The following is a 25,479-nucleotide window of genomic DNA, read 5'->3' as shown; positions in this document are numbered from 1 at the left end:
CCTGGCGAAAACCTGTCGCGCGCAGGGCGCGCTCCTACGGATCAGCGACCGTTGGCCCAGGTCGCCACGTACCGCTCCGGATACAGCCGCTGCAAGGCCAGCACCTTCGGCCTGTCGTTGATCGCGATGTAAAGAGCATCCGGATTCAGGTGCATATAGTCCTGATGCTCGCTCTCCGCGGGATAGAACGCCTTCAGCGGCGTCACCTGGGTGACGATGGGCGCGGCGAAGGCGCGGGCGCCCTTGAGCTGTGCCACATAGGCCTCGGCCACCTTCTTCTGCTCCGGACTACCGTAAAAGATCGCGGACCGGTACTGCGTGCCCGTGTCCGGACCCTGCCGGTTCAGCAGGGTGGGGTCCTGCGCCACCGAGAAAAACACCTGCAGCAACTGGCCATACGTGACCTGGCTGGGGTCGTACACCACGCGGACAGATTCGGCGTGGCCGCTGTCGCCATCGCTCACGTCGTCGTAGTTCGCGTGGGCGGCATCGCCACCCGAGTATCCGGAGCGCACGCTCTTCACGCCCCGCACGTGCTGGAACACGCCCTCGACGCCCCAGAAGCAGCCACCGGCGAACACGGCGGAGGCCTCGCCTCCGGCAGGCGCCGCATCGACCATGGGCGCAGGCAGCCTGACGCCTTCCTCGCCCGCCGAGGCGGAGGAGCAGGCAGTGAGGGTAAGGAACAGGGAAGGCAGTAGACGAAGACGCATGGGGAAGCTCCAAGGTTGGGCTACTTCATAAGACCGGCGATCCGCCGGTTTCCTCACACCCTAAAGATCCGGGCTGGCGCGCCGATATCCGTTCTGATGTGCAGCAGTGGGACGGAGGCGGCAGTGGTTTACGACCTGGTAGAGAGACGCGTGTTCGTGACCGACCTGGAGGTCGGCATGTACGTGAGCCGTCTCGATTGCGAATGGTCGGACACCACGTTCCCCCTGCAGGGCGTGCCGATCACGTCGCAGGACGACATCGACAGGCTGGCCAGATTCTGTAAGTACGTGTTCGTGGACCTGCACCGCCAGGCCATGCCGGACCATACGTTCGCCCGTCCGGCCCGGATCGTCGCTCCGGCTCGGCCCGCCGTGGCGGCCAGGCCGCGTCCGGTGACGAACCCGCGGCTGGTCCCCGCGCACACCTATCGGGACACCGTGCCCTTCGACGAGGAGGTCCCCCGGGCGAAGAAGGCCTTCGAGGAGGTGACGCGCTTCGCGGAACGCCTGGTGGATGACGTGCAGCACGGGCGCTCGATCGAACCACTCACCGTCGAAGAGGCCGTGCGTCCGCTCGTGACCAGCCTGCTGCGCAGTTGCGATGCCTTCTTCTGGATAGAGAGCCTGCGCCGGCGCGACAGCTATACCTATCAGCATGCGGTCGGTTGCAGCACGCTGGCCGCCGCATTCGGGCGGCACATGGGTTTTGCCAGCGAGGCCATCGTTAGCCTCGCAGCCGGTGGCCTCCTGATGGACGTGGGCAAGGTGCAGATGCCCGAGGAACTCCTGTCGCGGGAGGGGCCCCTGAACGACGAAGAGTGGGGCCTGGCGCGCCAGCACGTCGAGGAAGGCATGGCCATCCTCGAGCACTCCGGCGTCACCGACCCCGAAGTGCGCGACATGGTGTTTACCCACCACGAGCGTTTCGACGGCAGCGGTTATCCGGCCGGTCTGGCCGGCACGGAGATTCCACTGGCCGGCCGCATGGCCGCGATCATCGATACGTACCATGCGATGTCATCGCCAAGACCCTACCGGCAGGCCGTTTCCCAACACCTCGCCCTGCGCCAGCTCTATGCGGGGCGCGACACCGCCTTCCAGGGCGAACTCGTGGAACAGTTCCAGGCTTGCCTTGGCGTGTACCCCACCGGATCGATCGTGGAGCTCAATACGGGTGAAGTCGCGGTCGTGATGGTGCAGAATCAGGCCCGCCGCCTGCAGCCGCGGGTGGCTGTTCTGACGCGTGCGGATAAGGGGCCGCGCGAGGATTTCCTCATCATCGACCTGATGAACCAGACGGACTCCGTCCGCCGCGAAATCCTGCGCACCCTGCCGGCAGGCAGTCATGGCATCGATCCCCGGGAGTTTTTCATTCAATGAGTGAGCGTGCCGACGTCCTGCCCGCTGTACAGATCATCCTCGACCGGGTGATCCCCGAGCCGGGCTGGCGTGCCGTCCTCGTCGTCAGGCTGCAGGGCATGCGCGAAGCGCAATTGCGGTTCGGATACGAGTTCGGCAACCAGATCATGCTGTCAGCGCGCGAGCGGCTCGTCGAAGCCGTTCGTCATGTCGACACCGTGTTCGTCGCCGGCGACGACACCTTCGTGGTCGTGCTGCCGTCGGTACGCAACCGTACCCATGCGCTCCTGGCCGCCACACGCATCGTCGGCGCCTTCGACACGCCGGTGCTGCGCGGGGAACGCCCCTGGCACGGCCGCCCGATCGTGGGCGTCGCGGTACACCCAGAGCACGGCACCACGGCGGAGCTGCTTTACCGCCGTGCGGAACTGGCGCACGACGAGGCCATGCGCGTGGGCGAGTCCTTCGCCCTGTACCAGCCGGACGCCACCCCCGTGGAGATTCTTTACGGCGAACTGCGCGAAGACATCGAGGCGAACCGCCTGCACGTTGCCTTCCAGCCGCTGCGCGATCTTCGCTCGGGCGAGGTTGTGCGGGTGGAGTCGCTCTCGCGCTGGACCACCACGGCGCAAATCCACGTGGCGCCTGCCGATTTCATCCAGTTCGCCGAGCGCAGCGACCTGATCGTGCCGCTGACTCGCTGGAGCCTCAACGCCTCGCTACGCCACGCGGCGGCATTGCACCGTGGCGGTTGCCCGCTGGATGTGGCGATCAATCTTTCCCCCCGCGTTTTCGCCGAGCCGGGCTTCGCCGAGCAGATGCTCGGCGCCATGGACATCTGGGGCGTGCCGCCCACCGCCGTGATCGTCGAAATCACCGAGACGGCGCTGCTCACCGATCTGGACATGAGCGTGCGCGTGCTGCGCTGCCTGCGCGATCGCGGCGTGCGCGTGGCCATCGACGACTTCGGCACCGGCTACGCGTCGTTCGCCTACCTGCGACACTTCCCTGCGACGGAGCTCAAGATCGATCGTAGCTTCGTCGATGCGATGACCACCGACAGCCGCACGGCGCTGCTGGTGCAGGCCATGGTCGACGTGGCCCACCGCATGGGCATGGAAGCCGTGGCCGAAGGCGTGGAAAACGAAGCGACCCTGCTGCGTCTGGTAGAAATGGACTGCGATCTCGTCCAGGGCTATCACATCGCCGAACCGATGAAGGCGGAGGATTTCGTATCCGAACGGATAGCGGCCGCGTCGCTGATCTGACAAGCCATTCCCCGTAGGAGCGCGCCCCGCGCGCGACATCTTTTGGGGCCATGCCCAGGAGCTGGCGCAAACCAGACCACTTTGGCGAGAACCTGTCGCGCGCGAGGCGCGCTCCTACAGCAAGGCTAACGCCCTGTAACGACGGTCCAACACCGCCACCGCCCCATCCAGCGCCGCCTCGTCGCCATCATTGACGATCACGTCGTCGGCAATGGCCAGCCGCGCCTCGCGCGACGCCTGCGCCGCGATCATCTTCGCCGCCAGCGCCGCGTCGATCCCGTCGCGCCGGGTGAGCCGTTCGATCCGCACCGCTTCCGGCGCATCCACCACGAGCACGCGATCCACCCAGGCGTAATGCGCACGGTTCTCCACCAGCAGGGGAATCGAGAGGATGCAGTAGGGACCTTGGTCCGCGGTCACCGCGTCGTGCAGCCATGCGCGGATGCGCGGGTGCAGAATGCTTTCGAGGGCAATGCGTGCCGAAGGGTCTTCGAACACGCGCTGGCGCATGGCTGCACGGTCGAGCCGGCCTTCGTCGTCCAGCGCATTCGCGCCGAAGGTGCGTGCCACCTCGGCCAGTGCTTCGGAGCCGGGTTCGACGACCGCCCGCGCCGCCACGTCGGCATCGTAAGCGCGGATGCCCAGCGCCTCGAAGCGTCGCTCCACGGCGCTCTTGCCCGAAGCCACGCCGCCGGTAAGCGCGACGACGAAGCTCATTGCAGTCCGGTCAGCCGGAGGTAGCTAGCCAGGATCCTGTCGCCGGCGAGGAACCACACCCACCCCGCGGCAGCGATATACGGCCCGAAGGGAATCGGCACGTCACGCTGGTGATTGCGGAAGAGCATGAGGCCTCCGCCCACCAGGGCACCGATCAGCGAGGACAGCATGATGACGGGCAGCAGCGACACGGGCCCCATCCAGGCCCCGAGCGCGGCGAGCAGCTTGAAATCGCCATGCCCCATGCCTTCCTTGCCGGTGAGCAGCTTGAACAGCCAGTAGACGCTCCAGAGGCTGAGGTAGCCGATCAGCGAGGCGACGATCGCCGAGGAAGGTTCCACCGGAAGTGGCTGCCAGGCAGGGATCAGCGTAAGGCCGAGGCCGATCCAGAGCAGCGGATAATTGAGTTCGTCCGGTAGCAGCTGGGTGCGGGTGTCAATGCCGGAAAGGGCGATCAGGAAGAAGGTGAAGACCAGCCCCGCCAGAGCGGCCGGCGTGGGCCCGAAGTGCCAGACCACGAGTGCGCTCGCCACGCCGGTGAACAATTCCACCAGCGGGTACTGCGCCGAGATCTTCGTGCCGCAGTAACGGCAGCGCCCGCGCAGGAACAGCCAGCCGAACACGGGGATGTTGTCGTGGGCGGCCAGGCGGTGCTTGCACTGCGGGCAGTGCGACGATTCCAGCGCCACGCCCGGCGGCTTCGGTTCCTCCGCCGGCTCCAGTTCGAGCACCTCGCGGGCCTGCCGCCGCCATTCCCACTGCATGCGTGGTGGCGTGCGCAGGATGACCACGTTGAGGAAACTGCCTACGAGCATGCCGAAGACGGCGGCGAAGGCGATCCAGAGGGCGAGGGGAAGTTCGGGCATGGGCTCTCGGCCGTCGTCAAAGAAAAGCCCTCCGCCCGTGAGGGGGAGGGCCCGTATTGTGCACCGGGTAGGCGATCAGGTCGTACCGGCGATCTTGAAGATGGGCAGGTACAGCGCGATGACCATGCCGCCGACGAGCCCGCCGAGGATCACCATGATGAAAGGCTCCAGCAGGCTGCTGAGCGTGTCCACTGCGTTGTTCACCTCTTCCTCGTAGAATTCCGCCACCTTGAACAACATGGAATCGAGGGCGCCCGACTCTTCACCGATCGCGGTCATCTGCACAACCATGTTCGGGAACAGGTTGGTCTGGCGCATGGCCAACTGTAGCTGGTGTCCCACGGAGACATCGTCGCGCATCTGCAACACGGCTTCGCTGTAGACGATGCTGCCGGTGGCGCCCGACACGGCCTCGAGGGCTTCCACCAGCGGCACGCCCGCCTGGAACGTAACGCCCAGCGTCCGGGCGAAGCGGGCAAGGGCCGACTGTCGCAGGATGTTGCCGATGACCGGAATCTTCAGCGATACGCGATCGAGGAAATGAGCGAACTTGGCCGACCGTTTCTTCAAGGCCACGAGGAAGAAACCGGCGCCGACCAGCACACCGATCACCAGCCACCAGTAGGCCTGCATGAACTCCGAGGCCTTGACCACGATCATCGTCGGCACGGGCAGTTCCGCGCCGGCGTCCCTGAAGGTCTGCTGGAACACGGGCACGACGAAGAGGAGGAGAATCATCGTGACCAGGAGGGCCACCACCATGACCATGGCCGGATAAAACAAGGCCTTCTTGATCTTGGACTTGATGCCCTCGACGCGTTCCTTGTACGTCGCCACGGTATCCAGGATCGTATCAAGCACACCGGCCGATTCGCCCGCATGGACCAGGTTGCGATAAAGTTCGTCGAACTGGACCGGGTACTGCCCCAGCGCTTCATGCAGCGAGGCGCCGCCCTCGATGTTCGATTTGACGTCGAGCAACATGTTCTTGAAGCGAACGTTCTTCTGTCCACTCGCGATGATGTCGAAGGCCTGCACCATGGGTACGCCCGAGGCCATCATGGTGGCGATCTGGCGGCTGAAGATGGCGACGTCGCGAGGCTTCACCGTACTGCCGGACGCACCGAACAGCGGTTTGGCCCGCTCGCGCACGGTCTGTGGATTCATGCCCTGGCGCCGCAACTCGGCCTTGACCAGCGCGGCATTCTTGGCCTGCAATTCGCCCGACATGCGCTTGCCGCGCTTGTCCAGCGCAGTCCAGTCGTACATGGTCAGCTTATTGACCTGGCCCCTGGCGGTGCCCAAGGCCCGCGTGTTCTTGTTTGCGGTGGCTACTGCCATGGCGCGATGTTCCCCCCGGATTCAACGTTTGTGGGGCCGCCCCGGGGCGGCCCCACACCGGCGGATAGTCTGAACGACTTTCCGCTTATTTTTCTGCCGTCTGGCGCACATCCTGACGTTGCTCTGGCGGAACATCAATCCTTGGTGACGCGATTGATCTCCGCCAGGCTGGTTACGCCGTTCCGGACCTTGAGCAGGGCGGACGCCCGGAGGTCGTTGATGCCCGCCTTGCGAGCCACGTCCGCGATCTGCAAGGCATTGCCACCTTCAAGGACGATCTTCTGGATGTCCTCGACCATCGGCATCACCTGGTAGATGCCTAGACGCCCCTTGTAGCCCTCATTGCAGCTATCGCAGCCGACGGGCTCGAAGATGGTGATCCCCGCGTCGATTTCCTCCTGGGTAAAACCCTCGGCCAGCAGGGCGGCAGGCGGCAGCTGGACGGCCCGCTTGCAGTCGTGCAGACGGCGGGCCAGACGCTGGGCGATGATCAGGGTGACCGACGACGTGATGTTGTAGGGCGCGATACCCATGTTCATCAGGCGCGAGATGGTCTGCGGGGCGTCGTTGGTGTGCAGGGTGGACAGCACCATGTGGCCGGTCTGGGCGGCCTTGATCGCGATTTCGGCCGTTTCCAGGTCGCGGATTTCGCCGACCATGATCACGTCCGGATCCTGGCGCAGGAACGAACGAAGGGCGGCTGCGAAGGTCATGCCGCGTTTGACGTTCTGCTGGACCTGGTTGATTCCCTCGACACGGATTTCGACCGGGTCCTCCACCGTGGAGATATTGCGCCCCTCGATGTTGAGGATGTTGAGGGCCGTATACAGAGACACCGTCTTGCCCGAGCCGGTGGGGCCAGTGACGAGCACCATGCCGTAGGGCTTCTCGATGGCATCGAGGTAGAGCTTTTTCTGGAATTCCTCGTAACCGAGCTTGTCGATGCCCAGCTTGGCCGACGAGCCGTCGAGGATACGCAGCACGATCTTTTCGCCGAACAGCGTCGGCAGGGTACTGACGCGGAAGTCGATGGCGCGGGTCTTGGTGAGGTTGAGCTTGATGCGGCCGTCCTGGGGAACGCGGCGCTCGGCGATGTCGAGGCCGCTCATGACCTTGATGCGCGAGGCGATGCGGTTGCCCAATTTGATCGGTGCCGTGGCGACGATGCGCAGGATACCGTCCATACGCAGGCGCACGCGATAGACGGACTCGAACGGTTCGAAGTGGATATCGGAGGCGCCGCGTTTGATGGCGTCGACCAGTATCTTGTTGACGAACTTGACGACCGGGGCATCGTCGTTGGCATTGGCGTCGATGCCGCTGGTGCCGTCACCGTCCTCGGCGCCGGATTCCATCACCAGTTCGTCGAGGCCGCCATCTTCGAATCCGGGCACGTTGGCGCTCATCGAGGCGAGCGCGCTGTCGATAATCCGGCGCAGTTGTCCCCGCTCGACGAGAACCGGCTCGACCATGTGGTTCGAGTGGAACTTGATCTCGTCCAGGGCGTGCGACTGCATTGGATCGGCGATGCCGACGAAGAGGCGCTTGCCGCGCTTGAAGAGGGGCAATGCCTGGTGTTTGGTCACCAGGGCCTCGGTCACGAGGTCCAGCGGCATATTGGCCGGCGCCATGCCACTAATGTCCATGAACGGCATGCCGAATTCTGCAGAAGCGACCTGGGAGAGCTTCGCGCTGTCGACCAGATTGTGGTCGACCAGCCATGCCGACAGGGAGGCACGCTTCTCCGCAGAATCCTGGACGGCTTTCCGCACGTCGGCCTCTGGCAGGACGTTCTCCGTGACCAGCCGGCGCGCCATGCCGGTGAGGCCCGCCAGGATCGGCGTATGCATTTGTGAAGCCATGTGGACGTTTCCCCGAGATACGCGCCTGAATCTACTCCAGATTATGGGATTGGTCACGTACGGGCATGTGACGGGGCCGGCGCTTTCCGGCGTCCGCGGGGCCGTACTGGCCTTCTCGTCTCGTGTCGTGCATATCCCTTATGATTCGAGGCCAAATGAAAGGAAGGTGGCTGATGAAGGCACTCGTTTGTGGCGGGGCGGGGTACATCGGCTCGCACATGGTGAGAGCACTCGAGCGAGCGGGCCACGAGGTGCTCGTGCTGGACGATCTGTCGACCGGTCATCGGGAAGCCGTAGTCAACGCTCAACTTGTCCTGGCCAGCCTGCTGGACGAAAGCCGTATCGATAGCGCCTTCGAATCCTTCCGACCCGACATCGTGTTCCACTTCGCGGCGCTTTCCATCGTGCGGGACTCGGTTGCCGACCCGCTGACCTATTACCGCAACAACATCGCAGGTTCGATCAACCTGCTTGCGAGCATGCGGCGTCATGCGGTGTCGAGCATCGTTTTCTCCTCGTCAGCCGCTGTTTATGGCTTGCCGTCGGTGGGCCTGATAGACGAGTCCCAGGCTCTATGCCCGATCAACCCGTATGGCAGCAGCAAGATGGCCATGGAGCGACTTCTCGCGGAAGCCCATGTGGCGTATGGCATTCGCTCTGTAAGCCTGCGCTATTTCAACGCTGCCGGCGCCGATCCGGAGGGAGGTATCGGCGAAGCCCACGAGCCTGAGACTCATCTGATTCCCAACGCACTGCGCGCCGCGGCCGAAGGCTCCCCGCTGCACGTCTTCGGGAGGGATTACACCACCGCCGACGGCACGTGCGTGCGCGACTATGTACATGTCTGCGACCTCGCGCACGCCCATCTCCTCGCGGCGGATTACATGCGGCACCGCGATGGCGCGCATGTATTCAACCTCGGCACCGGACGAGGGTCCAGCGTGATGGACGTGGTGGCGGCAGTGGAGGGTGTCACCGGGCGGAAGGTCGAGGTCGTCTATTCACCGCGTCGGGAAGGCGACCCGGACCGGCTCGTGGCGACACATGCGCGTGCATCGGATGAATTGGGCTGGTCGCCTGCCATGAGCGATATCGAAAGCATTGTTCGTTCCGCGTGGAAGTGGCACGCGCAGCGCAACTACTGAGGCTCGTTTCTCGTATGATTCCACGGTCATGGGGGAGAACTCTTGAGTCGCGAGTCGACATTTCTTGTACGAGGTAGGCTGGTATGACGACTGGGCGACAGGGGCACGTCTCCCCCGACCTGGCCTCCCGACGTCTCAAAGGGCTGAAGATCGAGCGACTGCTTGGTCTGGTTCCGGATTCCACGCCCCGGGACCTTCTCGAGATTGGGTGCGGTTCGGGAGGTATTTCGCATTACTTCGCGACGCACGCGCAACTGAAGTTCAACGTCGAAGCAGTTGACGTAACGGATAGCAGGAAAGTAGGGGACGGCTATCGTTTCCAGCAAGTAGCCGGTACGGGCTTGCCTTTCGGCGATCGGAGCTTTGATGTCGTCCTCAGTAACCATGTGATCGAGCATGTGGGGGAGTGTGCCGAACAGCTCGATCATTTGCGGGAAATCCACCGCGTCCTTCGCGACGAAGGCGCCTGTTACCTGGCCGTCCCCAATCGATGGATGCTGGTGGAGCCGCACTACAAGCTCGCGTTCTTGAGCTGGCTGACCCCGGCCCTGCGCTCTCCGTATCTGCGAATGGCCGGTAAGGGCGATTTTTATGACTGCGTGCCGCTCGCCATGAGTGAGGTCGAACGCATGCTTCGGGAAGTCGGCTTTACCTATCGCAACGTCTGTGTCGACGCTCTTCGCGAAACACTTTCGATCGAGCAGCCCAAGGGTGCCGCGCGTTTCCTTCGCCATGTGCCAGGTTCGCTGTGGTCGATGGTGCGCCCCGTGATTCCGACGCTCATCTATGTAGTGACCAAGGCCCCGGCGTTCCGGCGCCACACATGATTGGGAGTTTCTGTTGAACCGCCTAAGCATCATCATTCCAGCGAAGAACGAGGGCGCGGCACTGGTCGCGTTACTGCCTCGACTTCGCGAGCTCCACCCCGATGCCGAGATACTGGTGATGGACGACGGATCGACGGACGACACACGAAATGTCTGCGCCGGCGCCGGGGTCATCTGCGTTTCGGCGCCGTATTCCATGGGCAATGGCGCGGCCATCAAGCGCGGTGCCCGGGCGGCGACAGGCGAGATCCTCGTGTTCATGGACGGAGACGGGCAGCACGATCCTGCGGATATCGCGCGCCTCGTTGCCCGGCTCGAGGAAGGCTATGACATGATCGTGGGCGCACGATCCTGGGAGAGCCAGGCAGGCGTCGGTCGAGGCCTGGCAAACACGCTCTATAACTGGCTCGCAAGCCAGATGACTGGGCAGGTGGTGGCCGATCTCACCTCGGGATTCCGGGTGGTGCTTGCCCACCGCTTCCGCGAATTCATACATCTTCTGCCGAACGGGTTCTCGTACCCGACCACCAGCACGATGGCATTCTTTCGCAGCGCTTATGGCGTGGCCTATGAGCCGATCAAAGCTGCCGAGCGGGTGGGTAAGAGTCACATCAAGCCGTTGAAAGATGGCATTCGTTTCCTGTTGATCATCTTCAAGATTGCGACGCTGTATTCGCCGTTGAAGCTTTTCATGCCAGTCAGTTTCCTGTTCTTTCTGCTCGGTTTCGCTAATTACGCCTACACCTTCTTCGATTACGGCCGCCTGACTAACGGCAGTACGCTCATGTGGAGCGCCGGTGTGATCGTATTCCTGATCGGGCTCGTCTCCGAACAGATCACGGCGCTGACATACCGACATACCGACTGATGCCATGACGAACGCGGGTTCACCAAGCGCGCCCGAAAAGCGAACGCTGCTCGTGCTGGCATCGACTTACCCCCGATGGCGCGGCGACCATGAACCGGGGTTCGTGCACGAGCTGTGCCGACGCCTCGCGACGCGGTTCCACGTGATCGCGCTCGTTCCCGATGCGCCGGGCGCGGACCCATCCGGAGAGCTGGATGGCGTTGAAGTCATACGTTACCGCTACGCGCCAAGAGGCCTGCAAACGCTGGTCAACGATGGGGGTATCGCGTCGAATCTTCGACGGTCGGTGTGGAAATGGCTGCTCGTGCCTGGGTTTGTCGGTATGCAATATCTGTCCGCGAGAAGACTGATCTCGCGTCGACGGGTTGATGCGATACATGCGCACTGGCTCGTTTCACCCGGTATTGTCGCAAGGCTTCTCGCGTCACCCGCGCTGCCATATGTCGTTACGTCACACGGCGGCGATCTCTTCGGATTCAGGCATCCGCTTTTTGCCGCGATAAAGCGGTGGGTCGTGTCGCGTGCAGCGGCCATGACTGTAGTCAGCGCTGCCATGGCGAAAGAAGTACGGCGCTTGGTCCTCCCGGTGGAGCACCTCGAAACCATTCCGATGGGGGTGGACATGGACGGCCGCTTCAGCATGGCGGAAGGCGATCAACGCTCGACCTCGGCATTGCTTTTTGTCGGGCGTCTGGTGGCCAAAAAGGGTCTCACGCACCTCTTGGATGCGATGCCCGCCATCCTTGCCGTCAGGCCAGACGTTACCCTCGACATCGTCGGCTTCGGTCCGGAACGGGATTCGCTACAGCGACAGGTGGATCGACTAGGCCTTGACCGCAACGTTGTCTTCCTGGGTGCGCTACCACAAGAAAAATTGCCTGCGCTTTACCGGCACGCGTCCATGTTCGTGGCGCCGTTTGTCCGCGATCCCTCGGGGGATCAGGAAGGATTGCCCGTAGCATTGATGGAAGCCGTGGCCACAGGGTGTCCATACGTCGTCGGTGAAGTAGAGGGACTCGATGATCTTCTCGGTGATTCCGCTGGTTACTTTCGCGTCGATCCGCGTGACAGCAGTGCGCTGACTGCCGCGGTGCTAGCCGGGCTTGCTGATCCCGTCGTTGCACAGGTCGCCGCAAGTAAAGCGGCGGACAGGGCGCGGCAGTGCATGGACTGGTCGATCGTTGTCCGCCGCTATGGCGATCTTATCGAGAGAAGCATGAGATTGGACGGCGCAATCGGGGCGAGCGCGAACAAGACCTAGCCGTCACAGGCCGCTTGCAATTCGGGTTCGATTCGGCCAACCAGGCTGGCCCAATCCTCGATGGCTACGCTTACCTGCAAGCGAGTTTCCAGCGTGTCGCGTATCCGATCCGCGAGGGATGCGGGGTCGCCCGGCCTGTACAGTAGCGAAGGGTGGTTTGAAAGCAGATCTCGCATGGCTCCGACATCCGAGGCCACGACAGGCGTACCGGTTGCAAGAATCTCGTAGGCCTTCTGCGGGAAGCAGTATCGGCCGAAGGGCGTGTCGAGCACGCAGATCGTTGCCACGTCGAGTGCGTTGAACACAGTTGCAACCTGCTCGTGAGGCAGTTGGCCCAGATAATGGACGCGCTCGCCTCTGGGAATCTCGATACTCCCATCCGTTGGCCCAGCCAGTACAAGGTGAATCCGAGGATCGGCCTTGAGTCTGCCCCAAGCCTGGAACAGCTCGCCGATGCCTTTCATACGTTGGAGCCCTCCCGCCGTACCTACCAGCAGCGCCTCCGCGGGAAGCCCCAGTTCCTGTCGACTCGCATGCTTGTCCAGGGGGCGAAAAATGGAATGGTCGATGGTGCTGGGCACAGCCAACACCCGCCCTGCGGAAGCGTATTCGTCGCGCACATAGCGTGCGAGCGCTTCGCTCGTCGTGGTGACGACGGCGGCCGAACGAGTGGCTCGACGAAGTGCGCCGATCATGCCGGGAATCTTCGCCTGGCCGAAGGCCTCGAAGTTGTCATAGAGGTCGACGGCTAGCGGTACGCCAAGCCGCTCTGCAACCCACCGGGCCAAGGCGACATTAGGAATATCCGACGCGCCGTAAACCATATCCGGCGCGAACTCCTGAAGCTCGCCGAGCAGCATACGGGGATATGCCCATAACGACGGAAGCCACGGGGCCTTCACACCCCACGCTCGAAGTCGAAGCCGTCCGCGACCGGCCGGATGCTCCCATTCGCCGTCGCCCTGTCCTTGATATCCGATGCACGCGATGAGAACGTCGTGCCCGAGCAGTGCAAGCTGCCGCGGGATTTCATACAGGCGGGCATAACGGTCGTCGATGACGTCCTTGCCCATGTAGCGACGTTTGCAAAGAAAAGCGATGCGCATGCTTCAGCCGACCAATGCCCGAGCCGCGGCAAGGGCAGCACCGACGACCTGATCCATGTTGTAGTAACGATATTGTGCCAGCCTGCCCACGAACGTAACCCCGGTTTCAGCATTGGCCAATGCTTCGTAGCGCTTGAACAAGGCTTCGTTCTCCACGCTCGGCACGGGGTAGTACGGGTCGCCTTGTGCTTCCGGATATTCACGGACGATGCTCGTGCCGGGATGGACCTGGCCCGTCAGGTGCTTGAATTCCGTGATGCGGGTATAGGCATGGTCGTTCGGGTAATTGATCGTCCCGGTTTCCTGGTATGCCTCTACGCCTGACAGATGTTCGTGCTCGAAGCGCAGGGAGCGATAGGGCAGTGGGCCGAAGCGGTAATCGAAGAACGCGTCGATAGGCCCGGTATAGACGATGTGATCGTAGCTATCCGCCATCTCGCGGCGGTCAAACTCCACTCCCAGTTGGACACTGATGGACGGATGGTCGAGCATGTGCTCAAACATACGGGTGTATCCGTCTGCAGGCATGGCCTGGAATGTGTCAGTGAAGTACCTGTCGTCGGAATTTGTCCGGACAGGGATGCGTGCCGCCACTCCGGCTTTCAGCGCGGAAGGGTCAAGTCCCCATTGTTTCCTCGTGTAGTTGAGGAAAAACTTTTCGTAGAGGTCGCGGCCGACGCTGTTGAGCACCACGTCCTCGCTGGTGATCACCGGCTCGCGTACCTCGCGTGCCCTTTCGAAGTAGTCCGCTGCACCCGCCTCGTCCAGGTCGAGCCCATACAGGCGATTGATGGTGTCCCGATTGATAGGAAACGGATAGGCCACCCCATCCACGACGCCGCGAACGCGATGTTCATAGGGGCGCCATTCGGTGAATCGGCTCAGGTAGGCTGCGATTCGCTCGCCGTTGGTGTGAAAGATATGCGGGCCGTAGCGGTGGATGAGTACGCCGTGCTCATCGAGTTCGTCATAGGCATTGCCCGCGATATGCGGGCGCTTATCGATGACGCGCACCTTCCAGCTAGCTTCTGCAAGTTCGCGCGATACGACCGATCCGGCGAAGCCGGCGCCGACGACAAGTAGGTGTTTCAAGGCAATAGTTCCCAAAAATCGTGCCGCCGCCCAGCTCGCCCCGTCAGTCCGTCGAAGATGCCCGCGACAGTGGCCTTCAGCTGTGCACGTCGACGAGGGCCGCGCGATATGGCTACCAGTCCCCGACCAAGCGCGCCAGGAAGAGTGCGTGTCCACAACCTGTACCCGTAGTGTCGCTTCGCGATGAAGAGACGGTTGCGCGTATCGTAATACCGCTTCCATGGTGGCAGGTCGAGATACGTCATGCTCAACGAACCTCGTCCTATCCGTAGAAGCTGCGAATTTGGATGCGAGATTCGGCTTGTGCCCACGGCAAAAATCCGCGCGCCATTCTTCCTAGCCCGTACGCAGAATTCGGTGTCGTCGGCAGCTATGAAAAACTCCGAGCAGGGCACCCCAAGGCGACGGATCAGGTCGCGATGCACAAGCAGTCCGAGGAACGGGACGTTCTCAACCTCCACGACGTCAGGTACCTCCGAGACTCCAAGAAGCATTTTTGCGGGGTGCTCATTCAGGGGTTTGAGAGGCCACGCAAGTCTTCCGTCGCTTCCCGCAATTGAGGCGTAGACATGAGCTGATGACGGTTGTACTGCCATCAATGATTCGAGGGCATCTGGCTCGGGAATGGCGTCGTCGTCCATTGCCCAGATCCAGTCAGCGCCTTGCTCAAGGGCATAGGCAATACCGTCCGCAAATCCGCCGGCACCTCCTCGGTTTTCTTCAAGGCGGCGATAGGTGGTATCCGTACGCCCCAGCAATCCCGCTGACTCCAACGCCTCGGCGCTGCCGTCCGAGGATGCATTGTCTACGATGAGGATGTGATCAGGGCTCAATGATTGGTCGTGCAAGGCCGAGATGCACCGGATTAACAGAGCCTTGCGGTTGAACGTGACCACAACCGCCCAAATTGTCGTTTGCTTATCAGAACCCATGAGCAGTCAATCGAAGGATCAAGTTTCTATACGCACGGGTGATAACAACGGGAAAGCGCAAATGAAGCCCCATCATTCTGACGGCGTCGAAAATAGGCCGCCGTGCTGTCGGAGAGCATCGACTCATCGCCGCCCGGTACGCTTCGACATCCCCAACGTTGAATGCGTCCCGCATGATAATCCGTTGAGCACGATCAAGGACGGACCGTCTGATCTGGTCGTCGACAGGGAATGCCGCCATGAACACCTGCTTGCATTCGACATCCGCGATCCGCAGACGAAGAATGGCAGGAAATCCGGCATTCGAAAGCGAGCCGCGGACCTTGCGCCATGTTCCTGTTGAGCGGGGAAGATAAGCAACCGTACCCTGCGTGCTCGCATAAAGCGCCTTAGGGTAGTCACCGAATGGCCAGTCGAGGCGATTGAACGGTGTTCTTAGGAAGTCCCGAATCAGCGATGCACGGTAGACACACGTCACGGTCATGACGGTCCATTCGTGGAGTAGCGGAATATAGGAAGCGCCCCTCGCAAGGAAGGGGGAGGGATAGCGAGCGTGCATCGAGCGCTTTATCCTCGTTCCGATTAGTCGATCATAATCGCTATGGCAGAGTACAACCTGCGGGTCCGCCGTCATGATGTCGATTTGCGATTGCAGCTTTCGCAAGTCATGCCAGTAGTCATCACCTTCGCAGTATGCGATGAAATCGCCGCGACAAAGGGCAAGGCACCGCGTGGAATTTCGAAGTCCACCGACGTTGCCATCGCCCGCGATGACACGTACCTTGTCCGGGTGCCTGCGCTGTAACTCAATGGCGACAGCAAGCGTGCCATCCGGCGAGTGGTCCTCTCCTATGACTATCTCGATAGGAAAGTCTAGCTTTTGAGCTACGATGCTTTCGACAGCTTGTGTCAGATATTTTTCATGCCTGTAGGTTGCGACATAGATCGAGACCAGGGGTTTGGTCTCCGCGATTTCTGGCGAGCTTATTTCACGATATGTGTCGGAGGTCATGAATCAGTGTCCGGCAACCTCTGTTGCCATTGCGATATAAATAGACGCCATGTGAGGACTCCAGCTTCCACACGAAAGAGCGTGATTCCCGCGACGTACCAGGTTGCCGCTGCGCCGATTTCCAATGCGAGAAGCCAGCCCTGCGATTGCACTGGTTGCCAGATATGTAATGCCAACACGAGAATCCCCATCGTCGTGGCCAACGCAACACTGCCGGCGACATCCATCAGCTGCCTGGTGGCGGAGTATCCTATAAAAGTGCGGGTTTGAGCCGCATTAACAATGAATGCCATTACAGAGGCGAATACGGTGGCCCAGGCGATCCAGATCATGCCGAACGGTGCCGCGCCAATGACTGAAAGGACGAGGATGGCTTTCTTCGCGATTTCCATCGCCGCGAGCCTGCCCGAGAGGCCTAGCGCCGACAATAGGTTGACGTTATTTAACTGCAAGGGCCATATGGCGCCAGCCAGGCAGAGTACAGAGAGGATGGGAGTAGAACGTTGCCATTGGGCACCGAATAGGAATGGAACGAGCTCTTCCGCGGACGATGCAATGCCAAGCATCAAGGGTAGATTGATCGTCATGGCGATCTTGTTCGCCGTGGCCACCCGACGACGCAAAGCTGCGGGGTCGTCAGCATGTTGTGACAGGATTGGGATCGACAGCCTCGTCAAGAGCGAAGCGAGAATATTCTGGCCAAAGTCACGGGTCGCGAGGCCGCGCGAGTATATGCCGAGTTCCGCTGGTGAATATATCTTTCCGATGATGAAAGCATGAAAGCGGTTGGCCATGAGGTCCAACACCGAGGATGCCATCATGAAAAAGCCGAACCCATACAACCGTCCGAAGCTTTCGCGGTTGAATGTGAGCATGGGGCGCCATGCATGAAGGCGCCACAGTACAAGAGAATTGACCGACGACGCGATCAGTACCTGAGCAACTAGCGCCCATGGTCCTGCGCTTTGAATAGCCAGGCCTATGGCTACCAAACCGCCGATGATATTCGATGCACCCGATGCCGCGGCCTGAATGCGAAAGTTCATTGCACGAGTCAGAAGGGCGGTGTGTACACCTGCAGAGGAGGCGATGACTATGTTGGCGCCCATTGCTATCGCCAGCCCGCTCAGTACGGGCGTACCATAGAAATTGGCAAGTGATCGACCGAGTAAAGCTAATCCGCTGCCGATGACGATTGCACAAAAAAAGTTGAACCAGAATGCCGTGCTCGCGTCTACATCATTGTGCGTAGGCTGGCGAATAAGTGCGATTGCAAATCCTGCATCGACAAGTACTGTTGCAATCGTCGCGAAGGCCGCGACCAGCGCCATCACGCCAAAGTCGTTTGGCGTAAGGAGATGCGCAAGAATCAGCGCGATGAAGAACTGCGATCCCTGGCGCGCCAAAATATCGATCGTTGCCCACAGCACGGCCGCCGAAGTCGCCTTCGGCAGTGCCTCAACCAACGCTCCGTCATGTTTCGGCATGTGCCAACCTTCAATCACTCGCCGCGACGGCAATGAAAGAGCGGCCGTCGGTAAAACTCTCCCGGGAACTTGTTCAGGTCAAGTTCCGCCAATTGGCCGGAGAGCAGCTCGAGATCGATAGACCGCGCATTAAGCTGTTGGGGGATGCGATGGTCGATCGCACTATATGCGACGCCCGCGTCCGTGCGCTCTGGATAAGCAACAGATTCGATTGCCCAGTCGGAATCCACGAGATAACCCGCCATCAGGGCCAGCTTTTCTACATCGGCCGTAACAGGGACCAACGGCATGGATTTGTCGCCACCCCAGTTGCTGCCCATCTGGAAGAACACTTCGGCCGCGCATCCACGCAAGGCTTTTAAATATTCGACTGCGTACGAGCCAAAATTGTCGAGAGTTGGAACCTCCTCCCTGTCGAAGTCGTGCCCAGCATGATGGATGACATTCAGATGCAGCATGACATCGACACGAGGTAGGGAAGGTATGCCGCGAAGGCCGACAGCATCTGCTAGGACCGATACGTTCTTCAGTTCGAAGGCCTCTGCGATACGCGTGATAAAGTTCGCGTGGTTGCGATTGGCCTCTATCGCCGTGAACTGCGTCTCGGGGTGGTCCCTCGCGAGGCTCAATGTGAAATATCCCGTGTTGGCCCCAAAGTCTGCCCAATGCTCTCCGGGCGCCGGTGCACGGCGTGAACGGATGTAATTGAACCGGGGGGTGTCTCCACGCCAGCCTTGGTCTATCGTCTCCTGGTAGCCAATGGCCTCGGCTACGAAGACTGGAAGACTCTGGTATTGCGAATGCTTTGAGGCATCTGCGTAAAGGTCATGGAGCTCGTGCGCCAGTGGTTTAATCATGAAAAGGTCTCGAGATTGCGGTCCAAAGTTCGTGCACGAAGCAGCGCCATGTGTCTCGACGCAGATAGATATCATTTTTGAGTGCCAGCCCGATGAGCTTGACATTTATCTTGGCTCCTCCGTGCGTCGCAAGGCGTCCCTTGGACAATACGGTATCTACCAGTCCGCCAAACCATGCGTAGTATGTTCTACCGGTCCGTGCTCGCGAAGTGGGCCGCGGCTTTCCGGTCCAGTCTGCTATGAATGCCTCCAGCATCGGTACGCCTAAGTCTTCGCAGAATTGAATAGGCCCCCACGGTCGGGGGTTCAATTCAATGAAGTACATCTGGCCGGACCGCGAGATGAACTCGATCATGCAGAGGCCATGGAAGCGGATGTCTCGCAGCGCGGCGAGACTGCTGGCAAGGACAGGGCTCTCATGGATAGATGCCTGGCGAGCGAAAAGCATGGACTTCCCGCCCGGTTGCTGGACCAGATTCTCCTGGGACGTCGATAGGGGTGGGGCCCCGCAAGGTGGGAGATAAAGCAGAAGGTAAAAGCTCGGCCCTCCTACCCATTCCTGAAAGAAAAATTCACTCGCGGATTCAGCCGCATGGAAGCGTTCCAGATCCGTCTTGTTGAAGATCAGGTGCGGATACAACGCGCGGCCGGATAGATCAATGTTGGCCCTAGGCTTTGCGACGACAGGTGGCTTCACGTCGCTGCTCGGGATCTCTCGAGGGCGGATAGCCCCGTGCCGTGCGAAGAGCGATCCCGACGTGGATTTGTTTGTGACGAGGCGATAGATATCTTCTTCCACCAGCGGGACCAGGCACCCAAGTCCCTCGATGGCAGCCCGGTTTCGGAGGAGAAACGTGTTGAGGTACTCGGACGATGGAAAAATGACTAATTCACAGCCCCCGACTATTTCCCTGACAGCGGTCACCCATCGCGTGAACAATTCAATCGTGAGGCTTTTGCTGTCGCGTGTCATGACCACTTGGTGAGCATAGGCACTCTTGTGCACGATATCGTCTGTCGACATCGCGACGACGGAAACCTTTGCACGACATCGATTCGCTGCTCGAAGGAACGCGATAACAGCCCGGTCGTTCGACCCGGAAAACACCAGGAATTGCCGACTTTCGTCGGTCACGGACGGAGCCTTGCGGCACTTCGAACCACCTCGCAAACCTTGGATGCGTGGCCTGGCGTTATGTTGGATCCTGTCGGGAGGACGACAACGCGTGATCCTACGGTCTCAGTATTCGGAAGTAGCAACGATGCGTGCGGATAGAGCTCCTTATAGGGCCTCATTCCGTGACATCCCGGCCAGAAATATTTCCTGGCGAGGATGTTTTCTGCGTGCAACACTTCGATAAGACGATCACGGCTTATCCCGAACGATGGGCCAACTTCTACTACGTTATAGTGATAGTTCGACTCTTCGTCCGTTGCATGGTGAACGAAAGACAGGCCTTCCAGGCCCGACAATTCTTTTAGGTAGGTTTCGTAGTTTCTCCGATTTTGGTCGAAGAAGTCATCGATCGAATCGAGATTCGTCAAGCCCATGGCTGCGCATATTTCGGTCATTTTTCCGTTTGTACCCGGATGTACGACGTTGTCATACCCCGCAAATCCGAAGTTTCGCATCAGCCGGGCTTTCTCGGCGAGCTCGTCGTCGTTCGTGACAATGGCGCCACCTTCCATGCTGTTGAACGCCTTCGTGGCATGAAAGCTTAATATCTCGCACTGGCCAAAGGCACCTATTCTGGTCCCTTCGTAACTGCAACCGAAGGCGTGGGCAGCGTCAAACATCAATCGGAGGCCGTGTTCTTCCGCGATAGCCTCGAGTTCTATGATGGGCGCGGCGCGACCCCATACGTGAACGCCAATGATGCCAGTTGTGCGTGGCGTGATCATGCGGCGGACTGCCGTTGGATCGAGGTTATGGGTCACATCGTCGATGTCGGCGAATACAGGTGTAATGTCCTGCCAAGAGAGCGCATGAGCGGTCGCGATGAATGTCCATGAAGGCACGATTACTTCGCCCTTCATATCGAGCGCCCTAATCGCGATCTCCATTGCAATAGTGCCGTTGCACATCGCGATGCAGTGTTTTACTCCGACATAGTCGGCTATTCGCTGTTCGAATTCCCGTACCACCGGGCCATTGTTCGATAGCCATCGCCTGTCGAGAATTTCGTTCACCCGATGCAGGAACGCCTCGCGACTTCCAACATTGGGATGTCCCACGTGCAGAGGTTCGGAGAACGCAGGAACTCCGCCGTGAATTGCGAAATCTCTTTTGCTTTCGTAACTCGATGGCATCATTTTTTCATCCGATGGAAACACTCCGGCTCTCGGTTGGCCGGATGGTGTCACTGCTTGTTGAGGGCGCGATCGATGGCGGCGATGTCAGCTGCCAATGACCCGCCTACATTGAGATTCGACAGAACCGAGCGCTGTTCCCGTGCTAGATCGAAATCTCCGTTATCAATCGCCATGCGCGCGAGGGTGAGGCGATAGGCCGGTTCCTCCGGCTTTGCTTTTACGGCGGCTTCGAGCATCCGCTGTGCAAGCGCACGATCGCGAAGCGAGGTCCACGCGAAATCGCCATAGGTGGCGAGGAGACGGGCACTCGGACTTGGATGGGACAGGGCTGCGGTGTATGCGTTCAGGAGCCGGTCGTTTGGCAGGTCACATAACGTAGTCTGTTTGCATTGCACCAGTGAGCTTAGGGCGCTCTCGTCCTGAACCTTTACCTCGTTCGCACGGAGTTTTGCGTCGATGCTTTCCCACCATTCCGTCTTGACCGGTCGATGTAGCCGAGCGTTCAGGAAGATCAGCGCCTGTTCCGGCAGGATGCCGGAGTTCGGCAAGCTGGCCGCATGCTCAAGGGGCGCATAGCTCAAGTCGGTAAACGGGGACTCGGTTCGATAACCCGAAGCAATAATGTATGCACGGCCGAGTTCGTACTGGGCTCGCGGCGAATCCGGCCCGCGTCGTGCCAGTTCCTGGGCCAGGCGAAGAGGAGATCCCCATGCATACGCCGTGTCTGCGGTGACAAACGTCCAGCAGACGAGGGCAACGGCAGCGGTAGCGGCGCGGATGCCCTTCCCAGCCACGCTCAGGCGTTCCCAATGCAGGCTCAGGGGGCAGGCCAGAGCGATCAGCAAACCCAGGCTTGCAAAGTAGTTTCGATGCTCGTAGACCAGTTCGAGGGGAAGAATGGTCGACGCCAATGTCTGGGCGCCGAAGAACAGCAGGATGCCAAGGGTGAAACCTGGCATCCGCTTGCGCAGCAAGATGGCCAAGCCGATCAATGCCGTGAGCACCAGGGCGCTGGCGGTCGTCGTCCAGGGTGAAAGCCAGCCTGACGAAATGACGAAGTCGTCATGATAGAAGGCAAGGCCGGACGAGGTGGGGACGAGAGTCCAAATGATGTAATCGCAGACGATCCGTGCCTCGCTGAGGAGCCGGGTGCCGAGGGTGAATTCGCGGCTGGCCCAGGCTTGGGGCTGCAACAACCCCGGCAGAAGCCACGCCAAGCCAGCCACCAGCGGCAATGCGAGGAGGATCGCGAAGGCTACCACCAGCCGCATGTCGACGTGTCCCGCCTTGCCATGCCCCGCCGACTTCCAGCGGAAGACCGTGCACTCGATGATGAATGCATAAAGCGGAAGCAGGGCAGCCGTTTCCTTCGCAAGCAAACCGACCGGCGTGGCGAGGGCAAGCGCCAGTACCGCCATCCACAGGTCGGCGCGGCTTGCGCGTTGCTGCATTCTGATTCGAGCGCCGACGTACCCGAACAGGCCGAGCAACACGAACAGATTGGCGAGGCTTTCCATGCGCTGGACGGTGTACAGCACGGCCGTCAGATTGATCGGCAAGAGCATCCAGCCGCTGGCGATCATTGCCGCGACGATCGGAGTTCGCTGTGGAGGGGACCCGAGCGCTGCCAACAACCGCCGCAACAACATGAAGACGAGCAAGCCGTTGATCAAGTGAACGACCAGGTTGGTAACCTTCATCCCCAGCGGGTCGCTGCCGCCGATCAGGTAGTTCATCGAGAAGCTGAGAGACGCGATCGGGCGGCGGAACTCGCTGGATGGTGAAGAAAGCGCACTGCGAACCAGGCTTGGAATATCGACGTGGGCGACGCGGATGGCCGGGTTATCGACAATATTCGGGTAGTCGTCGAAAAAATACCCGCCCGAGAGACCGGGTGTGTAAATCAACACGGTCATACACATGAGGGCGAGCATCACCGCCCAGCCGATCAACTCGGTCTTTCGATTTTGCGATTGCACTGGTAACCCTGCATCGATCACCTGGACGCCCCCGCCTCTAGCCCGGGCATGGCTTCCGTGAACGAGCGAACGGCGCGGTTGAGCGCGTAGTCGTCACCGTGGCTGGAGCGTTCCAGCGACGCCAGCACTTCCTTGCAGACCTCGATCCGTCCGAGGGACGCGTTCAGCTGGAATAGCATCACGCCGATTCCGTTGTTCCGGCCGCTATCGGTCCAGGCGCGATGAACCTCGGCCTCCGCACCCGCGAGGTCACCGGTGGTCGCGATCATTCGGCCGATGTTGTAGCGAGTGCGCCAGACCAGTTGTACTCCCGCGGGCTGACCCGACTGTTCGAGCCATGCGAGACCGTCATGCGCGACGCGCATCGTGTCCAGGCTCGTGCAGCCGTCCACGGTTCGATTGGCTAAAAGCTCCCATGCGGTCATGGCGAAGTTGGTCAGCCTGCCACGGTTTCGCCCCTCGAGCTCCGTGTAGATGCTGTCCGGAACAGCTGAGCCGGCTTCGCAGTAGGCCATGATTCTCCACAGGGTGGCGGTTGAGCGTTCGGAGGGGTGGGCGTATCGCTCCCCTTCGTCGATGAAATGCAGGGAAGCGGCGAGATCCTTGCGTATCATCGCTTTGCCCGCGAGGACCGAAAGCAGGCGGGGTGAGCTTGGGTTATAGCCGTATTGCAGTGCATGAAACTCCGCTTCGCTGGACCATGCGAATGCGTGGTTCAGCGAGCTAAGTCCGTATATCAGGATCACCGCCATTGCCGCGGCGGTGCCTGTCCTTGCAAACGCAATGGTGCTCGAACGGCGTGAGAGAAAGTCGTTAAGCAGCCCGACTATGGCAATCAACGCAAAAACGGATGGCAGGTAGTTGCGATGTTCAAAATAGAGTTCGAGCGCGATCGGGCCGCTTTCGATGACATGCGCGGCCAGATACGCAACCACGCCCAACGCGAATACCGGTGCGTGACGTCGCCAGAGCATGGCCCACACAAGCAGGGCTAGCCACGCGAAGATGCTCAACGCCGTCGTCCACGGCTGCCAAAGACTGGTGGATATCACGTAGTTGTCGTGATATATGCCCATGCGGCTGCCTACTGGCAGGACCGATGTCTGCAGGTAATCCCACATGATGCGGGGTTCGGTCAACAAGCGCTGACCGAGCGTGAAATCGCGAACCGCGTATCCACGGGTGAAGAAACCCGGGTGTACCAGGATGTAGGCGATCACACAGAGTGTGGGAACTACCACGGTAACGCCAAGGAAGACGAGGATGCTTCGCGGCCGCCTGGTCCTGTCGAACAAGGCCCATTCCGCGACGGCGGCAAGGGGCAGGGCAAGCGCGCCATTCTCCTTGCTGAGCAACGCAAGGAGCGCCAGGGCGGGGACTCCTATCCAGAGCAACGCCATACGGCCTATCGAGGTGCGCTGCACCAGAATGCGACGAGCGAAGAGATAAAGTGCCACGGTGGCAAGCATCCACATGGCCGATAGCTGGGCCATTCTTTGGATGATGTAGAGAACAGTGCTGACCTGGATGGGTAGCCACAGCCAAGTGGTCATGAGCGCTACCGCCGACCATTGGCGGCGCTTTTCCGGCCAACCCACGGCGCGAAATACTTCCGACGCGAGAGCAAGCACCAATAAACCGCTGATCAGGTGAATGACCAGATTGGTCGGCTTGAAAGAGAACGAGTTCAGCTGTCCTGTGCGCAGCACGTCGAGCAGGAAGGTGGCCATGCTGAGCGGCCGTCCCGTGGGGCCCGAGCGATTGTCGAATACCACGGCGTGCCAGTTGAGCGAGCCCTTCATCCAACGATCGAGCGGCTCGAGATTACCGATGTCGTCGAGCAGGAAAGGCCCGTGGAGGCCCGGCGCATAGATGGCGACGGTCAGGAGCAGGATGGCAAGAGCGGCCAGTCCTGGTAGAAAGCGCCGAAGGTCGGCACTGGGTGCTATGGCCTTGTTCAAGCGTACTCCGACGTGGCGGGCACGTCGGAGTCTGGATCAACTCCGACAGGTGCCGGGAAGGTATTTGGGGGTCATATTGCCCGGCGTGCCGAAACCGGCCGCACCGTTGCAACTCCACGTGATAATGCCACCGGAAGCGGTTGGCGTCAGTGTAAAGAACCGTCCATCGATATTGGCGCTGTCGATGTTGCGGTAGGTTACTTTGATTACCCCTTGGCCCTGGATCTCGACCCGGCTGACGTAGGTGCTATTGGCTGTCTGATAACCGGCTTCGACTGCGGATGCGGGAAATTCTCCACGAGATCCATAGGTTTCGGCGACCGCGTACTTCGCCGCATCGGCTAGCACGAGGCCTTCTGAGACCTTGGCGCGCTTGGTGTAATCCTGATACTGCGGAATGGCAATCGCCGCCAGAATGGCGATGATCGCCACGACGATCATCAATTCTATGAGTGTAAAACCTTTTGTCGTCCTGCTCATCGCCCCAGCCTCCTGATATGCCCCCTGTAAGGC

22 protein-coding genes are annotated in these 25,479 nt (G+C 60.6%); 6 read left to right on the top strand and 16 right to left on the bottom strand.

What is annotated here, in order from left to right; translation table 11 throughout:
• Nucleotides 1-41: 41 nt before the first annotated feature.
• Nucleotides 42-713, bottom strand: coding sequence for a peptide-methionine (S)-S-oxide reductase MsrA (gene msrA, locus VGM71_RS05825; RefSeq protein ID WP_331542933.1), 672 nt, complete (start codon nt 711-713; stop codon nt 42-44).
• A 123-nt stretch (nt 714-836) separates the two neighbouring features.
• Here msrA and VGM71_RS05820 point away from each other — a divergent pair, with 123 nt between their 5' ends.
• Nucleotides 837-2,093: an HD-GYP domain-containing protein gene (locus VGM71_RS05820; protein WP_331542931.1), complete on the top strand. Its 1,257-nt coding sequence runs from the start codon at nt 837-839 to the stop codon at nt 2,091-2,093.
• The gene (locus tag VGM71_RS05815; protein WP_331542929.1) at nt 2,090-3,340 is read left to right on the top strand and encodes a GGDEF domain-containing phosphodiesterase; all 1,251 of its coding nucleotides are present in this window, start codon (nt 2,090-2,092) and stop codon (nt 3,338-3,340) included. Before VGM71_RS05820 ends, VGM71_RS05815 begins: the two co-directional genes overlap by 4 nt.
• Before the next feature lie 114 nt (nt 3,341-3,454).
• On the opposite strand, the gene coaE is transcribed toward VGM71_RS05815, so the two are convergent.
• From coaE to pilB, 4 genes are all read right to left on the bottom strand, one after another.
• A complete protein-coding gene (gene coaE, locus VGM71_RS05810) occupies nt 3,455-4,057 on the bottom strand; it encodes a dephospho-CoA kinase (RefSeq protein WP_331542927.1) in 603 nt (200 codons plus the stop codon).
• Entirely contained in the window at nt 4,054-4,923 is an 870-nt protein-coding gene (locus VGM71_RS05805) for an A24 family peptidase (RefSeq protein ID WP_331542925.1), read from the bottom strand. The genes coaE and VGM71_RS05805 overlap by 4 nt, the downstream gene beginning before the upstream one ends.
• 75 nt (nt 4,924-4,998) lie before the next feature.
• Nucleotides 4,999-6,264 carry a type II secretion system F family protein gene (locus VGM71_RS05800; protein ID WP_331542923.1) on the bottom strand — a complete coding sequence of 422 codons (1,266 nt, stop codon included), beginning with the start codon at nt 6,262-6,264 and terminating at the stop codon, nt 4,999-5,001.
• 134 nt (nt 6,265-6,398) lie between these two features.
• A complete protein-coding gene (pilB, locus tag VGM71_RS05795) occupies nt 6,399-8,126 on the bottom strand; it encodes a type IV-A pilus assembly ATPase PilB (protein WP_331542921.1) in 1,728 nt (575 codons plus the stop codon).
• A 173-nt stretch (nt 8,127-8,299) separates the two neighbouring features.
• Between pilB and galE the strand changes: the two genes are divergently transcribed.
• The 4 genes from galE to VGM71_RS05775 all read left to right on the top strand — a co-directional run bounded on the left by galE (nt 8,300) and on the right by VGM71_RS05775 (nt 12,227).
• Entirely contained in the window at nt 8,300-9,271 is a 972-nt protein-coding gene (galE, locus tag VGM71_RS05790; protein ID WP_331542919.1) for a UDP-glucose 4-epimerase GalE, read from the top strand.
• A gap of 83 nt (nt 9,272-9,354) precedes the next feature.
• Nucleotides 9,355-10,098, top strand: coding sequence for a methyltransferase domain-containing protein (locus tag VGM71_RS05785; RefSeq protein ID WP_331542917.1), 744 nt, complete (start codon nt 9,355-9,357; stop codon nt 10,096-10,098).
• A gap of 13 nt (nt 10,099-10,111) precedes the next feature.
• Entirely contained in the window at nt 10,112-10,966 is an 855-nt protein-coding gene (locus VGM71_RS05780) for a glycosyltransferase family 2 protein (protein WP_331542915.1), read from the top strand.
• Nucleotides 10,967-10,970: 4 nt separating this feature from the next.
• Nucleotides 10,971-12,227, top strand: a complete 1,257-nt coding sequence (locus VGM71_RS05775; RefSeq protein ID WP_331542913.1) for a glycosyltransferase — start codon at nt 10,971-10,973, stop codon at nt 12,225-12,227.
• Here VGM71_RS05775 and VGM71_RS05770 read toward each other — a convergent pair.
• The 11 genes from VGM71_RS05770 to VGM71_RS05720 are packed head-to-tail and all read right to left on the bottom strand — an operon-like array spanning nt 12,224 to nt 25,446.
• On the bottom strand, nt 12,224-13,333 hold the full coding sequence (locus VGM71_RS05770) for a glycosyltransferase (protein WP_331542911.1): 1,110 nt from the start codon (nt 13,331-13,333) through the stop codon (nt 12,224-12,226). The genes VGM71_RS05775 and VGM71_RS05770 overlap by 4 nt on opposite strands.
• 3 nt (nt 13,334-13,336) lie before the next feature.
• Nucleotides 13,337-14,440, bottom strand: a complete 1,104-nt coding sequence (glf, locus tag VGM71_RS05765) for a UDP-galactopyranose mutase (RefSeq protein WP_331542909.1) — start codon at nt 14,438-14,440, stop codon at nt 13,337-13,339.
• Nucleotides 14,422-15,357: a glycosyltransferase family 2 protein gene (locus tag VGM71_RS05760; RefSeq protein ID WP_331542907.1), complete on the bottom strand. Its 936-nt coding sequence runs from the start codon at nt 15,355-15,357 to the stop codon at nt 14,422-14,424. Before VGM71_RS05760 ends, glf begins: the two co-directional genes overlap by 19 nt.
• Nucleotides 15,347-16,369, bottom strand: coding sequence for a glycosyltransferase (locus VGM71_RS05755; RefSeq protein ID WP_331542905.1), 1,023 nt, complete (start codon nt 16,367-16,369; stop codon nt 15,347-15,349). The genes VGM71_RS05760 and VGM71_RS05755 overlap by 11 nt, the downstream gene beginning before the upstream one ends.
• Complete coding sequence (locus tag VGM71_RS05750) at nt 16,366-17,856, bottom strand: lipopolysaccharide biosynthesis protein (protein WP_331542903.1); 1,491 nt, start codon at nt 17,854-17,856, stop codon at nt 16,366-16,368. Before VGM71_RS05750 ends, VGM71_RS05755 begins: the two co-directional genes overlap by 4 nt.
• A gap of 14 nt (nt 17,857-17,870) precedes the next feature.
• Entirely contained in the window at nt 17,871-18,713 is an 843-nt protein-coding gene (locus VGM71_RS05745) for a hypothetical protein (protein WP_331542901.1), read from the bottom strand.
• Nucleotides 18,706-19,848, bottom strand: a complete 1,143-nt coding sequence (locus tag VGM71_RS05740; protein ID WP_331542899.1) for a hypothetical protein — start codon at nt 19,846-19,848, stop codon at nt 18,706-18,708. The genes VGM71_RS05745 and VGM71_RS05740 overlap by 8 nt, the downstream gene beginning before the upstream one ends.
• Complete coding sequence (locus VGM71_RS05735) at nt 19,845-21,047, bottom strand: DegT/DnrJ/EryC1/StrS family aminotransferase (RefSeq protein ID WP_331542897.1); 1,203 nt, start codon at nt 21,045-21,047, stop codon at nt 19,845-19,847. Before VGM71_RS05735 ends, VGM71_RS05740 begins: the two co-directional genes overlap by 4 nt.
• A gap of 26 nt (nt 21,048-21,073) precedes the next feature.
• Nucleotides 21,074-23,026, bottom strand: coding sequence for a hypothetical protein (locus tag VGM71_RS05730; protein WP_331542895.1), 1,953 nt, complete (start codon nt 23,024-23,026; stop codon nt 21,074-21,076).
• Nucleotides 23,023-24,966: a hypothetical protein gene (locus VGM71_RS05725; RefSeq protein WP_331542893.1), complete on the bottom strand. Its 1,944-nt coding sequence runs from the start codon at nt 24,964-24,966 to the stop codon at nt 23,023-23,025. Before VGM71_RS05725 ends, VGM71_RS05730 begins: the two co-directional genes overlap by 4 nt.
• A gap of 36 nt (nt 24,967-25,002) precedes the next feature.
• Complete coding sequence (locus VGM71_RS05720) at nt 25,003-25,446, bottom strand: pilin (protein ID WP_331542891.1); 444 nt, start codon at nt 25,444-25,446, stop codon at nt 25,003-25,005.
• Between the last annotated feature and the right edge of the window lie 33 nt (nt 25,447-25,479).

The sequence above is a fragment of the Luteibacter sp. genome (genome assembly GCF_036499525.1).
GTDB lineage: Bacteria > Pseudomonadota > Gammaproteobacteria > Xanthomonadales > Rhodanobacteraceae > Luteibacter.
Note: the sequence above shows the minus strand (reverse complement) of the source record. Positions and strands in the feature narration are given on the sequence as shown.